Source organism: Cellulosimicrobium marinum, assembly GCF_020551945.1.
GTDB classification, from domain to species: Bacteria; Actinomycetota; Actinomycetes; order Actinomycetales; family Cellulomonadaceae; genus Cellulosimicrobium; species Cellulosimicrobium marinum.
Map to the genome: position 1 here is coordinate 134298 of NZ_JAJBZH010000005.1, position 13566 is coordinate 147863.

Annotated in this window: 13 protein-coding genes; all 13 read left to right on the plus strand. The window is 74.8% G+C overall.

Translation table 11 applies throughout. The features are described 5' to 3' along the window. The first annotated feature begins 3 nt into the window (after window positions 1-3). The 13 genes from LGQ04_RS12460 to lgt all read left to right on the plus strand — a co-directional run bounded on the left by LGQ04_RS12460 (window position 4) and on the right by lgt (window position 13543). On the plus strand, window positions 4-1032 hold the full coding sequence (locus LGQ04_RS12460) for an FKBP-type peptidyl-prolyl cis-trans isomerase (protein ID WP_229244120.1): 1029 nt from the start codon (window positions 4-6) through the stop codon (window positions 1030-1032). Further along, a complete protein-coding gene (gene hisF / locus LGQ04_RS12465; RefSeq protein ID WP_229244125.1) occupies window positions 1029-1799 on the plus strand; it encodes an imidazole glycerol phosphate synthase subunit HisF in 771 nt (256 codons plus the stop codon). The genes LGQ04_RS12460 and hisF overlap by 4 nt, the downstream gene beginning before the upstream one ends. A 203-nt stretch (window positions 1800-2002) precedes the next feature. Next, window positions 2003-3907 carry an ABC transporter ATP-binding protein gene (locus tag LGQ04_RS12470; protein WP_229244511.1) on the plus strand — a complete coding sequence of 635 codons (1905 nt, stop codon included), beginning with the start codon at window positions 2003-2005 and terminating at the stop codon, window positions 3905-3907. Further along, window positions 3904-5724 carry an ABC transporter ATP-binding protein gene (locus LGQ04_RS12475; RefSeq protein ID WP_229244126.1) on the plus strand — a complete coding sequence of 607 codons (1821 nt, stop codon included), beginning with the start codon at window positions 3904-3906 and terminating at the stop codon, window positions 5722-5724. The genes LGQ04_RS12470 and LGQ04_RS12475 overlap by 4 nt, the downstream gene beginning before the upstream one ends. Before the next feature lie 68 nt (window positions 5725-5792). Then, window positions 5793-6239, plus strand: a complete 447-nt coding sequence (hisI, locus tag LGQ04_RS12480; RefSeq protein ID WP_229244128.1) for a phosphoribosyl-AMP cyclohydrolase — start codon at window positions 5793-5795, stop codon at window positions 6237-6239. Further along, window positions 6236-7807, plus strand: coding sequence for an anthranilate synthase component I (locus LGQ04_RS12485; protein ID WP_229244130.1), 1572 nt, complete (start codon window positions 6236-6238; stop codon window positions 7805-7807). The genes hisI and LGQ04_RS12485 overlap by 4 nt, the downstream gene beginning before the upstream one ends. Then, entirely contained in the window at window positions 7804-8439 is a 636-nt protein-coding gene (locus LGQ04_RS12490; protein ID WP_229244132.1) for a Trp biosynthesis-associated membrane protein, read from the plus strand. The genes LGQ04_RS12485 and LGQ04_RS12490 overlap by 4 nt, the downstream gene beginning before the upstream one ends. Before the next feature lie 36 nt (window positions 8440-8475). Further along, window positions 8476-8745 (plus strand): HGxxPAAW family protein, encoded by a 270-nt coding sequence (locus LGQ04_RS12495; RefSeq protein WP_229244134.1) that lies wholly within the window; start codon window positions 8476-8478, stop codon window positions 8743-8745. An 11-nt stretch (window positions 8746-8756) separates the two neighbouring features. Then, window positions 8757-9218: a DUF2752 domain-containing protein gene (locus LGQ04_RS12500; protein WP_229244137.1), complete on the plus strand. Its 462-nt coding sequence runs from the start codon at window positions 8757-8759 to the stop codon at window positions 9216-9218. 192 nt (window positions 9219-9410) lie between these two features. Continuing rightward, window positions 9411-10223: an indole-3-glycerol phosphate synthase TrpC gene (gene trpC, locus LGQ04_RS12505; RefSeq protein ID WP_229244139.1), complete on the plus strand. Its 813-nt coding sequence runs from the start codon at window positions 9411-9413 to the stop codon at window positions 10221-10223. A 178-nt stretch (window positions 10224-10401) separates the two neighbouring features. Then, complete coding sequence (gene trpB, locus LGQ04_RS12510; protein WP_229244512.1) at window positions 10402-11670, plus strand: tryptophan synthase subunit beta; 1269 nt, start codon at window positions 10402-10404, stop codon at window positions 11668-11670. After that, the gene (gene trpA / locus LGQ04_RS12515) at window positions 11667-12536 is read left to right on the plus strand and encodes a tryptophan synthase subunit alpha (RefSeq protein WP_372470061.1); all 870 of its coding nucleotides are present in this window, start codon (window positions 11667-11669) and stop codon (window positions 12534-12536) included. Before trpB ends, trpA begins: the two co-directional genes overlap by 4 nt. Further along, on the plus strand, window positions 12533-13543 hold the full coding sequence (gene lgt / locus LGQ04_RS12520) for a prolipoprotein diacylglyceryl transferase (RefSeq protein ID WP_229244147.1): 1011 nt from the start codon (window positions 12533-12535) through the stop codon (window positions 13541-13543). Before trpA ends, lgt begins: the two co-directional genes overlap by 4 nt. Window positions 13544-13566: the final 23 nt, after the last annotated feature.

Genomic DNA, 13566 nt, shown 5'->3' on the forward strand with positions numbered 1-13566 from the left:
ACCGTGCCCGTCACGGCCGCCGGACCCCCCGTGGGGACCGCGCGGCCGCTCCCTCGTCGTGCACGGCTGCTGCGCGGTGTCGCGGCGCTCCTGTCCGTCGTGCTCGCGCTCGTGCTCGGTGCGTGCCGAGAGCCGGAGGACGTGCCCCCGACGCCGCTGAACACCGAGCTGGAGGTGACCGGGTCGGCGGGTGCGCCTCCCGCGCTCGTGTACGACGAGCCCCTCGACGTGCCAGAGACGCGTACCGAGGTCGTGTGGCCGGGCACGGGCCGCGTGCTGGAGGACGACGGCCCGCTCCTGCTCAACCTCTACGCGGAGGACGCCGCCGCCGGGACCGTGCTGCAGAACACGTACGCCGACGCCCCCCAGTGGCTCCGCCTCACGGACGAGTCCGTGGGGACGGAGCTCGCGGACCTCCTGCGGGGGCAGCGCGTGGGCGCGCGCCTCCTTCTCGTCGAGGAGGACGACGGCGTCCCGGTGGTCCTGGTCGCCGACGTCCTGCCGACGCGCGCGGACGGGGAGGTCGTCGCGCCGCCCGACGCGGACGGCGTCCCCACCGTCGAGCTCGCGGAGGACGGCGCCCCGACGATCACCGTCCCCGCCGACACGCCCCCGCCGACCGACCTCGGCGTCCGCACGCTGGTCCGAGGCTCCGGCGCCCAGGTGGAGGCCGGGCAGGTCGTCACCGTCCGGTACACGGGCGTGCGCTGGTCGGACGGGGCGGTGGTCGACTCCTCGTGGGCCGACGACGCCGCCCCGTCGTCGGTGATGATCGGGATCGGCGAGGTCGTCGAGGGCTGGGAGCAGGGCCTGCTCGAGCAGTCGGTGGGCAGCCAGGTGCTGCTCGTCGTCCCGCCCGAGCTGGGGTACGAGGGGACCGCGAACCCGCTCGCGGAGGAGACGCTCGTCTACGTCGTCGACGTCCTCGACGCGCACTTCCCCGTGTCCGCCGAGGAGGCGGCGGGGGGTGCCGACGACGCCGCACCGGACCAGACCGGCGACGCGCCGGCCGACGAAGGAGAGAACCCATGACCGTCGCGATCCGTGTGATCCCGTGCCTCGACGTCGACGCGGGCCGCGTCGTCAAGGGCGTGAACTTCGAGAACCTGCGGGACGCGGGGGACCCGGTCGAGCTCGCCGCCCGGTACGACAGCGAGGGCGCCGACGAGCTGACGTTCCTCGACGTCTCGGCGTCGTCGGGCAACCGGGAGACCACCTACGACGTGGTGCGGCGCACGGCGGAGCAGGTGTTCGTCCCTCTCACCGTCGGCGGCGGGGTGCGCACGGTCGACGACGTCGACCGGCTCCTGCGCGCCGGTGCCGACAAGGTCGGGGTGAACACGGCGGCGATCGCCCGCCCCGAGCTCGTGGCGGAGATCGCGGACCGGTTCGGCAGCCAGGTGCTGGTCCTGTCCGTGGACGCGCGGCGTACGACGGGCGACACCCGCACGGAGTCGGGGTACGAGGTGACGACGCACGGCGGGCGGCGCGGGACCGGCATCGACGCCGTCGGGTGGGCGGTGCGAGCCGCGGAGCTCGGTGCGGGCGAGATCCTGCTCAACTCCATGGACGCGGACGGCACGACCGCCGGGTTCGACCTGGAGATGCTCTCGACGGTGCGCCGCGAGGTGCGGGTGCCGCTCGTCGCGAGCGGCGGCGCGGGCACCCCGGGGCACTTCGTCGACGCCGCGCGCACCGGCGCCGACGCGGTCCTCGCGGCGAGCGTGTTCCACTTCGGCACCCTCACCGTCGGCGAGGTCAAGGGCGCCCTGTGGGAGGCCGACGTCACGGTCCGGTAGGCCCCGGAGGCGTGGGTCGCCTGTGAGAAGATCGTCGCATCCCGACGAAAGACGAGGTACGTCCCGTGCCCGGCAGCACGACGCGCCCGACCGGTGCCGACGCCCAGCCCTCCCCGCCCTCTCCCGACACCCTCCCCGCCGAGCCGCACGTCCGCCGAGCACACGCGCTGACCGGCTCGCGCGTCCGCCGATCCCTCGCCCTCATGGGGCGCGGGCTGCGCGACGAGTGGCGCACCTACGTCCTCGCGATCGGCTCGTCCGCGCTCTTCGGCGCCCTGACCGTCGGGGTGAGCCGGGCGATCGGGACGGTCACCGACGAGGTCGTGGTGCCGGCCCTCGCGGGCGACGAGGTCGCGCGCGGCCGCATCGGGGTAGCCGGTCTCGTCCTCGCGGGCATCGCGGTCACCCTGGCGGCGAGCGTCGCCGCGCGCCGCATCTTCGCCGGCAACGGGTACGCGGCCCTGCAGGCCCGGCACCGCACGGCCGTGACCCGCCAGTACCTGCGGCTGCCGATGTCCTGGCACAGGTCCCACCCCGCGGGCCAGCTCCTGTCGAACGCCAGCTCCGACGTCGAGGCCGCCACGGGCGTGTTCAACCCGCTGCCGTTCGCGCTCGGCGTCGTGGTGATGATCGGGGTCGCCGCGGTCATGCTCTTCCGGGTCGACGTGTGGCTCGCGTGCGCCGCGCTTCTCGTCATCCCGGTCGCCGTCGCGGTCAACGTCGTGTTCCAGCGCTACATGTCCCCGGCGGTCACGCGTGCGCAGCAGCTGCGCGCCGAGGTCGCGGACGTCGCGCACGAGAGCTTCGAGGCCGCCCTCCTCGTGACGTCGCTCGGCACCGCGGACCGGGAGGAGCGCCGGTTCGCCGAGCGCACCGACGCGCTGCGCGCCGCGAACGTGCGGGTCGGCGTCGTGCGCGCGTTCTTCGACCCCGTCATCGAGCTCCTGCCCTCGCTCGGCACGCTCCTCGTGCTCGGCGTCGGGACCGTGCGCCTCGCCGCCGGCGGCCTCGAGGCCGGCGACATCGTCACCGCGGCCTACCTCCTCACGATCATGGCCGTGCCCGTGCGGGCGTTCGGCTGGGTCCTCGGCGAGCTGCCCCGCGGTCTCGTCGGGTACGAGCGCATCAGCCGGGTCGTGGACGCGGGCGGCGTGCTGGCTCCCGGCACGGGACCGCTCCCCGGCACCGGGGGCGTGCGCGTCCGCCTCGAGGGCGTGGGCGTCGACGTGCGCGCCGCAGGCCGTGCCGTGACCCTCCTGCACGACGTCGACCTCGACCTCGCGCCCGGGTCCACCGTCGCGGTCGTCGGCTCGACCGGAGCCGGCAAGACGACGCTCGTCTCCCTCCTCGCCCGCCTGTCCGACCCGACCCGCGGCCGCGTGACCCTCGACGGGACCGACGTGCGCGACGTGCGCGAGGCCGACCTCACGGCCCAGGTGGCGCTCGTCGCGCAGCAGGCGTTCGTGTTCGAGGACACCGTGCGCGCGAACGTCACCCTCGCCGACGACGGCGACGGGCCGGACGACGACCGGGTGTGGGACGCGCTGCGCCTCGCGCGCGTCGCCGACGTCGTCGAGCGCCTGCCCGACGGTCTCGACGCCCCGCTGGGCGAGCGGGGTGCGAACCTGTCCGGCGGCCAGCGTCAACGCCTCGCGATCGCCCGCGCCCTCGTCCGCCGCCCCCGCCTGCTCGTGCTGGACGACGCGACGTCGGCCGTCGACCCGCGCGTCGAGCAGCAGATCCTCGCCGGGCTGCGGCACGAGAGGGCGGACCGGCCGACGGTCGTCATGGTCGCCTACCGCATGGCGAGCGTGGCGCTCGCGGACGTCGTCGTGCACGTCGAGTCCGGCCGCGTGGTCGACGTCGGGACGCACGACGCGCTGCTCGCGCGCGACCCCGGCTACCGGGCCCTGGCGACGGCGTACGCGCGCGAGGCGGAGCGGCGCGCGGCCGACGAGCAGGACGCGACGGACGACGAGATCCGCAGGCGCGAGGCGCGGGACGCCGACGCGACCGCGGAGGTGCCGGACGACGAGGTCGACCGGCGCGAGGACGAGGAAGCGGACGACCTGGCCCGTCGGGCCGAGGCAGGGGCGCTGGAGGAGTGAGCACCACGACCACGGAGGCGCGCATCGCCTCGGCGAGCACGCTGGGCGTGCTCGCGACCCTGCGCCGCGGCGTGCAGGTCTCGCCGCAGATCCTCGACGGCCTGTGGGTCACGCTCGGGCTCGCGGTCGCGGCCGCGCTCGGACGCATCGTCGTGCCGGTCGCCGTCCAGCAGACCATCGACACCGGCGTGCTCGCGGACGGCGGCCCGGACACGGGCCGCGTCGCGCTGCTCGTGGGCGCGGCGGCCGCGGTCCTCGTGGTCGCGGGGCTGTGCTCGGCGTTCGTCAACGTCCGCCTGTTCCGCTCGACGGAGGCCGGCCTGGCGAACCTGCGCGTGCGCGCGTTCCGCCACGTCCACGACCTGTCGGTGCTCACCCAGAGCACCGAGCGCCGCGGCTCGCTCGTCTCGCGCGTGACGAGCGACGTCGACACCATCTCGCTGTTCGTGCAGTGGGGCGGCATCATGCTGCTCGTCTCCGTGCTGCAGATCGGTGCGGCGACCGTGCTCATGGCGATCTACTCGTGGCAGCTCACGCTCGTCGTGTGGGCGTGCTTCGTGCCGCTCTTCCTCGTGCTGCGACCCGCCCAGCGGCGCGTCAACGAGGCGTACACGACCGTGCGGGCGCGCGTCGGCGCGATGCTCGGCGCGATCTCCGAGTCCGTCGTCGGCGCCGAGACGATCCGTGCCTACGGCGTGGGCGCGCGCACCGCGCGACGCATCGACGCCGCCGTCGACGGGACGCGGCGGGCCATGGTGCGCGCGCAGAAGCTCGTCGCCGTCGTGTTCTCGAGCGGCGTCCTCGTCGCGAACCTCGTGCTCGCCGTCGTCGTCGTGGTCGGCTCCCTGCTCGGCGTCGCGGGGGACATCTCCGTGGGCCGACTCCTCGCGTTCCTGTTCCTCGTCCAGCTCTTCACCGGCCCCGTCCAGATGGCGACGGAGATCCTCAACGAGCTGCAGAACGCCGTCGCCGGCTGGCGCCGCGTGCTCGCGGTGCTCGAGACGCCCGTCGAGGTCGTCGACCCGGGGGACGCCGGCACGACGAGCCCGCGCGGCCCGGCGCACGTGCGCCTGGAGGGCGTGCGGTTCGCCTACCCGGACGGGCCGGAGGTGCTGCACGGCGTCGACCTCGACCTGCCCGCGCGCGCGTCCGTCGCGGTCGTCGGCGCGACCGGATCGGGCAAGACGACGATCGCGAAGCTCGTCACGCGGCTCATGGACCCCACGGCGGGCCGCGTGCTGCTCGACGACGTCGACCTGCGCGAGATCCGGGGCGCGAGCCTGCGCGAGCGCGTCGTCCTCGTGCCGCAGGAGGGGTTCCTCTTCGACGGCACCCTCGCCGAGAACGTCGCCTACGGGCTGCGCGGCGAGGTCGGCGACCCCGGGCCGGGCACGCCCGAGCGCGCGCGGATCGAGGCCGCCGTCGACCGGCTCGGCCTGGTGGACTGGGTCGCGGACCTGCCCGACGGACTGGACTCCGCCGTGGGCCAGCGCGGGGAGTCGTTGTCGGCCGGCGAGCGACAGCTCGTCGCGCTGCTGCGTGCCTACCTCGCCGAGGCGGACCTGCTCGTGCTCGACGAGGCGACCTCCGCCGTCGACCCGGCGACGGAGGTCCGCATCGCCCGTGCCCTCGCGTCGCTGACCGCCGGCCGCTCGACGATCACGATCGCGCACCGCCTCTCGACGGCCGAGGCGGCCGACCTCGTCGTCGTGGTCGATGCGGGCCACGTCGTCGAGGTGGGCCACCACGACACCCTGGTGCGCGCGGGCGGCGTCTACGCCCGCATGCACGACGCGTGGGTCGCGCAGACGCGGTGAGCGCCGGACCACGCCCGGGCGGCGAGACGTGGCGCCCGGTGCCCCGCGGCGTCTGGCAGGATTCTCGGGTGCCCGACGACACGACCCTCCCCGCGCCGGCCCCGTCCCTCGACCCTGCCGTCGCGTCGCGCCTCAAGCGCGACGACGCCGGTCTCGTCGCCGCGATCGTCCAGCAGCACGACACCGGTGACGTGCTCATGCTGGGCTGGATGGACGACGAGGCCCTGCACCGCACCCTGACGAGCGGGCGCGTGACGTTCTGGAGCCGGTCCCGGCAGGAGTACTGGCGCAAGGGCGACACGTCCGGGCACGTCCAGGTCGTGCGGTCCGTCGCGCTCGACTGCGACGGTGACGCCCTGCTCGTGCGCGTGGACCAGGTGGGCGCCGCGTGCCACACCGGCACCCGCACGTGCTTCGAGGCCGGGGGCGACCTCGGCGCCGTGGTCGGCGCGCTGCCCGGTGCCCCCGGGACCCCCGACGCGCCCGCGACCGACCCCGAGGAGGAGGACCAGTGACCGCGACCGGCACCACGGAGCCCACGACCGTCCCGCAGGGAGGACCCGCCTGGGGCGAGACGTGGCCCGCGGTGGACGGCTTCCGCGCACTGGCGTCGTCGCGGCGCGTCGTGCCCGTGGTGCGTCGCCTGCTGGCCGACGACGTCACGCCCGTCGGCCTGTACCGCAGCCTCGCGCAGGGCCGGCCGGGCACCTTCGTCCTGGAGTCCGCGGAGTCGGACGGCACCTGGGGGCGCTGGTCGTTCGTCGGCGCGTCGTCGCTCGCGACGCTCACGTCCCGCGACGGCCGCGCCGTCTGGTCCGGCGACGTCCCGGTGGGCATCCCGACCGAGGGCGACGTCGTCGACGTGCTCGAGGCGACGCTCGAGGCGCTGCGCACCCCGCCGGTCGACGGCCTGCCGCCCCTGACCGGCGGTCTCGCCGGGGCGATCGGGTGGGACGTGATCCGGCACTGGGAGCCCACGCTTCCCGCCGCTGCTCCCGACGAGCTGGGCGTCCCCGAGCTCACGCTCTGCCTCGCCACGGACCTCGCGGCGGTCGACCACCGCGAGGGCAGCGTCTGGCTCGTCGCCAACGCGATCAACGTCGACGGCACGGACGAGCGGGTCGACGAGGCGTACGCGGACGCCGTCGCGCGCCTCGATGCGATGCAGGCGCGCCTCGCGTCCGGGATGTCCTCCGTGGTGTCGGTCGCGTCGGGGGAGCCGGAGCCCGAGCTCGAGTTCCGGTCGACGCGCGAGGAGTTCGAGGCGTCCGTCGTCGCGGGCAAGGACGCGATCCGCGAGGGCGAGGTGTTCCAGGTCGTGCTGTCGCAGCGCCTCGACCTCGACTGCCCGGCCGAGCCCCTCGACGTCTACCGCGCGCTGCGCACCATCAACCCCAGCCCGTACATGTACTACTTCCAGCTCACCGACGCGGACGGACGCGACTTCGCCGTCGTCGGGTCGAGCCCGGAGACGCTCGTCAAGGTCACCGCCGGTCGCGTCGTGACGTTCCCCATCGCGGGCTCGCGCCCGCGCGGGGCGACGCCGGAGGAGGACGTCGCGCTGGGGGAGGAGCTCCTCGCCGACCCGAAGGAGCGCGCCGAGCACATCATGCTCGTCGACCTCTCGCGCAACGACCTCGTGAAGGTGTGCGAGCCGACGTCCGTCGAGGTCGTCGAGTTCATGGCGACCAAGCGCTTCAGCCACATCATGCACCTGTGCTCGACCGTCGTCGGGACGCTGCGGGACGGCGCGAGCGCGCTCGACGCGTTCCGTGCGACGTTCCCCGCCGGGACGCTCTCCGGTGCGCCCAAGCCGCGTGCGATCGCGCTCATCGACGAGCTCGAGCCCGCGCGTCGCGGGATCTACGGCGGCACCGCCGGTTACTTCGACTTCGCGGGCGACATGGACATGGCGATCGCGATCCGGACCGCGCTCGTCCGCGACGGGCGCGCGAGCGTCCAGGCGGGCGGCGGGATCGTCGCCGACTCGGTGCCCGCCCTGGAGTACGCCGAGTCGCGCAACAAGGCCGCCGCGGCGGTCCGGGCGGTCCAGGTGGCGGCCGGGCTGCGGAGCCTCGCATGACGTCGCGCGGGCCGTCGCGCCGCGCGGCGATCTGGGTCCTCCTGCTCCTCGGCGGCGCGACGCTCGCCGTGTCCGCCGTCACGTGGTCGACGACGACGGGCGCGACCGCGCTCGAGCCCGTCGTGGACGTCGCGGTGAGCGGCACGACCGCGGCCCCGGGCGTCGGGGCGGCCGCCCTCGTCCTCGTCGCGGCCGCCCTCGCGCTCGGCCTCGTGGGCCGGGTCGGGCGGTGGGTCGTGCTCGCCGTCGCCGCGGCCAGCGGCGTCGTCACGACGGCCTCCGCGCTCGGTGTCGCCCTCGACCCGGAGACGTCGGCCCGGTCCGCCGTCGCGGACGCGACGGGCGTGACCGAGCTCACCGCCCCGGTGACGCTCACGCCCGCGCCCTGGGCCGCCGTCGTCCTCGGCGTGCTGACCGTGCTCGTCGTGGCAGGGGTCGCGGTCGCCGCCCGGGGCTGGACGAGCGCCTCGACGCGGCACGAGCGCGACGCCTCCGCGGCGCCCGCAGCAGCCTCCGCCGGAGCCTCCGGTGACGAGGGGCCCGGTGCGGCGACGCAGGACGCCGCGCTGAGCGACCACGACGCCTGGGACGCCCTCTCGCGTGGCGAGGACCCGACCGACACGTCCCGCTGACCGCCCCTCCGAGGTCGGATAGTCTGGGCGCACATCATGACGAAAGGCACCACCCTCATGGCCGAGAACCAGAAGACCGAGATCGCGTACCTGCCGCCCGCCGCGCCGCCCACCAACCACGGTCACACCGTCGCCGCGTGGACGACGATGATCGGGATCATCCTGGGGACGCTCGTCGCGGCCGTCGGCGTGGTGATCGCCGCGGTCTGGCTCTTCTGGGTCGGCATGGGCGTCGTCGCCGCGAGCCTCGTCGTCGGGGTCGTGCTCCGCAACATGGGGTACGGCCAGAAGACCGTCCGCCGCTGACGCTCGCGGCCGTGACGCACCCGGGCACCCCTGCGGGCACGGCAGCGGTCGTGCCGCGCGGGCTGCGCGGTGCCACGGCGCCGGTCGTGACGGGTGCCGTCGTCGTCGCGGCGGTCCTCTACGTCGCGCTGACCGACCCGCACCGCCCGGGTGGCTTCCTCACGTGCCCGCTCCTCGCGCTGACGGGCCTGGCGTGCCCGGGGTGCGGGGGCCTGCGCGCGACGTACGACATGGTCCACCTGGACCTCGCGGGCGCGTGGTCGATGAACCCGCTCTGGGTGCTCGTCGCGCCGGTCCTCGTGGTCCTGTGGGGCGCGTGGCTCGTCCGGGCGTGGCGCGGCAGGCCGGGGCCGCTCCTCTCGCCGAGGGTGTCACCGACGGTCGCGTGGACCGCGCTCGTGGTGCTCGTCGCCTTCGGCGTGCTGCGCAACGTGCCGGTCCTCGAGGCGTGGCTGGGGCCCGCCGCCGGATGAGCCGCAGGAGGGCTCGCCCCGTCTCGTGAGGTGGGCCGTGGTCAAGGTCACGCGAGCACGGCCCTACGATGGCAGGAACCTCCGTGTCAACGGTCGGGGCCAGAACCTGTGGATGATCATCGTGTGGATGGTCACGGCCCGGACCACCGACGACGGAGCCGAGGGGACGAGCACGGGGAGTGTGATGGGGCGATGACGGTTCTGGACGACATCGTCGCGGGCGTACGCGAGGATCTCGCGGTGCGCCAGGCGGCGACCTCGCTGGACGAGCTGAAGGAGCGCGCGGCGCGGGTGCCCGGTGCGCTCGAGTGCGTGAGCCGCCTCAAGGCCGAGGACGCCGTGGCGGTCATCGCCGAGGTGAAGCGCTCCAGCCCGAGCAAGGGGGCGCTGGCGTCGATCGCCGACCCCGCCGAGCTCGCGGGCGAGTACGAGAAGGGCGGCGCGTCCGCGATCTCCGTCCTCACCGAGCAGCGGCGCTTCAACGGCAGCCTCGCCGACCTCGACGCGGTCCGGGCCCGTGTGGACGTGCCGGTGCTGCGCAAGGACTTCGTCGTCACGCCGTACCAGGTGTGGGAAGCCCGGGCCCACGGCGCGGACATCGTGCTCCTCATCGTCGCGGCCCTGGAGCAGACCGTGCTCACCTCGCTCGTCGAGCGGGTCCACTCGCTCGGCATGACGGCGCTGGTCGAGGTGCACACCCTCGACGAGGTGGAGCGCGCGCTCGATGCGGGGGCACGCGTCGTCGGGGTGAACTCGCGCGACCTCAAGACCCTCGACGTCGACCGGACGACCTTCGCCCGGCTCGCGCCCGCGATCCCCGACGACGTCGTGCGCGTCGCCGAGTCCGGCGTGCGCGGGCCCCACGACGTCATGGACTACGCCCGCTCCGGTGCGCACGCCGTCCTGGTCGGCGAGGCGCTCGTGACCGACGACGCCCCGCGCGCGTCCGTGGCCGACCTGGTCGCGGCAGGGGCGCACCCGTCGCTGTGGTCCGTGCGGCCCTGAGGTCCGGCCCGAGCCGCCGACCGCAGGGCCGCGCCCCCGTTCCCCCCCCCCCCCCCCCCCGCCGCGCCCGCGCCCCGGTCCCGCCCACCCACCACGCAGGAGGTCCGGCCCCGTGCCCGACTCGACACCCCGCCCGCCGGCGCCCGCCGGTGCCGTCCCCGGCTCCGTGCGCGCCGACCTGACCCGCTCCCTCGCGAACCACGAGGGCCCCTACTACGGCGACTTCGGCGGACGGTTCGTCCCCGAGGCGCTCATCGCCGCGCTCGACGAGCTGGAGACCGAGTACCGCAAGGCGCTCGACGACCCGGCCTTCGTGGGCGAGCTCGCGCGTCTGCAGCGCGAGTACACGGGGCGGCCGAGCCCGCTGACGGAGGTCCCGCGCTTCGCCGCCGAGATGGGCGGGGATCCGGGCGCCGTCCGCGTGTTCCTCAAGCGCGAGGACCTCAACCACACGGGGTCCCACAAGATCAACAACGTCCTCGGCCAGGCGCTCCTCGTCAAGCGCATGGGCAAGACGCGCGTCATCGCCGAGACCGGTGCCGGCCAGCACGGCGTCGCCACCGCCACCGCCGCCGCCCTGCTGGACCTCGAGTGCGTCGTGTACATGGGCGAGGAGGACACGCGGCGCCAGGCGCTCAACGTCGCCCGGATGCGGCTCCTCGGCGCCGAGGTCGTCCCCGTGTCGATCGGCCAGCGCACGCTCAAGGACGCGATCAACGAGGCGTTGCGCGACTGGGTCGCGAACGTCGAGTCCACGCACTACCTGCTCGGCACCGTCACCGGGCCGCACCCCTTCCCGGAGATGGTGCGCGAGTTCCACCGCGTCATCGGCGAGGAGGCGCGGGCCCAGATCCTCGACCGTGTGGGTCGGCTCCCCGACGCCGTCGCCGCGTGCGTGGGCGGCGGGTCGAACGCGCTCGGGATCTTCAACGCCTTCCTCGACGACGACGGCGTGGAGCTGTACGGCTTCGAGGCCGGGGGCGAGGGCGTGGAGACGGGCCGCCACGCGGCGCGGTTCAGCGGCGGGGCACCCGGGGTGCTGCACGGTGCGCGGTCGTACCTGCTCCAGGACGACGACGGCCAGACGCTCCCGAGCCACTCCGTCTCGGCGGGGCTCGACTACCCCAGCGTGGGGCCCGCGCACTCGTGGCTCCACGACCTCGGCCGGGCGACGTACCGGCCGGTGACGGACGACGAGGCGATGGAAGCGTTCCGGCTCCTGTGCCGCACGGAGGGCATCATCCCGGCGATCGAGTCCGCGCACGCGCTCGCCGGGGCGCTGAAGGTCGGACGGGAGGCCGTCGCGGCCGGACGGACGGACCAGGTCCTGCTCGTGAACCTCTCCGGCCGGGGGGACAAGGACGTCGCGACCGCCGCTCGGTGGTTCGACCTCGTGGACGACGACGCGATCGCCGAGACGGCGACGGGCACGGAGGGAGAGCTGTGAACCACGCGCAGGACGTCGCCGGGACGGCCGGGCCACCGGCCGCCGTGCGCTCGCGCACCGCGGAGCGGCTGGCCGAGGTGCGGGCCGAGGGGCGTGCCGCGCTCGTCGGCTATCTCCCGGTCGGGTTCCCGACGGTCGAGCGGTCGGTCGAGGCCGCGCTCACGCTCGTCGACTCCGGTGTCGACGTGCTCGAGCTCGGCATCCCGTACACGGACCCCGTGATGGACGGGCCCGTCATCCAGGCCGCGGCGCAGACCGCGATCGACGCAGGGCTGCGCGTGGCCGACGTCCTCGGAGTCGTCGCGGCGGTCGCGGAGCACACCGACGGCCGCGTGCCGGTGCTCGTCATGACCTACTGGAACCCGGTGCTGCGCTACGGCGTCGACGCGTTCGCGCGCGACCTCGCCGCGGCCGGGGGAGCGGGGCTCATCACGCCCGACCTCATCCCCGACGAGGGGCGCGACTGGGTCGAGGCGGCGGACCGCCACGGCCTGGACCGGGTGTTCCTCGTCGCGCCGAGCTCGACGCCCGAGCGGCTGCGTCTCACGGTGAACGCCTCGCGGGGCTTCGTGTACGCCGCGTCGACCATGGGCGTGACGGGCGAGCGCACGCAGGTGGGCCCGCGCGCGGAGCAGCTCGTCGCGGACACGCGCGCCGCGGGCGCGTCGTTCGTGTGCGTGGGCCTCGGCGTGTCGACCGCGGAGCAGGCGGCACAGGTCGCCCGGTTCGCCGACGGCGTCATCGTCGGCTCGGCGTTCGTGCGCCCGCTGCTCACGGACGCGCCGTGGGGCGAGCGGCTGGCCGCGCTGCGGTCCGTCGCGTCCTCGATCGCGGCCGGTGTCGCGTCGGGCGAGGTGGTCGCATGAGCGCCGCCCTCGCCGTCGCGCAGGTCGTGGACGCCGCGGCCGTGCTGCCTGCCGCGATCCCCAGCCCGCCCCAGCACACGTGGTACCTCGGTCCCTTCCCGGTCCGCGCCTACGCGCTCGCGATCCTCGCGGGGATCGCCGTCGCGCTCTGGCTGACCCGACGACGTTGGGTCGCCCGCGGCGGGGAGGCGGACGACGTCCTCGAGATCGCGTTCTGGGCGGTGCCGTTCGGCATCGTCGGCGGGCGGATCTACCACGTGTTCTCGACGCCGGACCCGTACTGGGGGCCCGACGGCGACCCCGTGCGTGCCCTGTACGTGTGGGAGGGTGGCCTCGGGATCTGGGGCGCGGTCGCGCTCGGCGCGGTCGGCGCCTACATCGGCTGCCGCCGGCAGAAGGTGAGCTTCCCCGCGTTCGCCGACGCCCTGGCGCCGGGGCTCCTGCTCGCGCAGGCCGTCGGTCGCCTCGGCAACTGGTTCAACCAGGAGCTGTTCGGCTCGCCGACGACGCTCCCGTGGGGCCTGCGCGTGGACGACAGCGTCGCCGCGGCGGCCGGGTATCCTCCCGGGACGCTGTTCCACCCCACGTTCCTGTACGAGATGGTCTGGAACATCGGGGCTGCCCTGCTCCTGATCTACGTAGACCGTCGGTTCCGCCTGGGTCATGGTCGGGTATTCTGGTTGTACGTGTTCGTCTACACGCTCGGTCGGGTGTGGATCGAGATGTTGCGCATCGACGAGGCGGAGCTCGTCCTCGGCCTCCGGCTCAACGTCTGGACCTCGATCCTCGTCGGTCTTGGTGCGTTGGTAGCGTTTATCGTTGTCGGGCGCCGCCACCCGGGGCGCGAGGAATCGGTGTCCCTCGTGGAGTCACCCGAGGAGACGACGACCACGGCGTCCGAGGAGCCGGTCGAGGGTTCGACCGACGACGACGACGAGAAGGGCACCTCCGCCGCGGCGGAGGAGTCCGAGGAGACGGGTGCCGCGCGACCAGACCCAGGTCGCTGAGCCCCTGTCGTTCGACGGCGAAT

Bases quoted from the DNA above. Each gene is read 5' to 3' on its own strand.
- hisF (WP_229244125.1), top strand. From the start codon at position 1,029: ATGACCGTCGCGATCCGTGTGATCCCGTGCCTCGACGTCGACGCGGGC.
- trpC (WP_229244139.1), top strand. From the start codon at position 9,411: ATGACGGTTCTGGACGACATCGTCGCGGGCGTACGCGAGGATCTCGCG.
- lgt (WP_229244147.1), top strand. From the start codon at position 12,533: ATGAGCGCCGCCCTCGCCGTCGCGCAGGTCGTGGACGCCGCGGCCGTG.
- LGQ04_RS12495 (WP_229244134.1), top strand. From the start codon at position 8,476: ATGACGAAAGGCACCACCCTCATGGCCGAGAACCAGAAGACCGAGATC.
- LGQ04_RS12470 (WP_229244511.1), top strand. From the start codon at position 2,003: ATGGGGCGCGGGCTGCGCGACGAGTGGCGCACCTACGTCCTCGCGATC.
- LGQ04_RS12490 (WP_229244132.1), top strand. From the start codon at position 7,804: ATGACGTCGCGCGGGCCGTCGCGCCGCGCGGCGATCTGGGTCCTCCTG.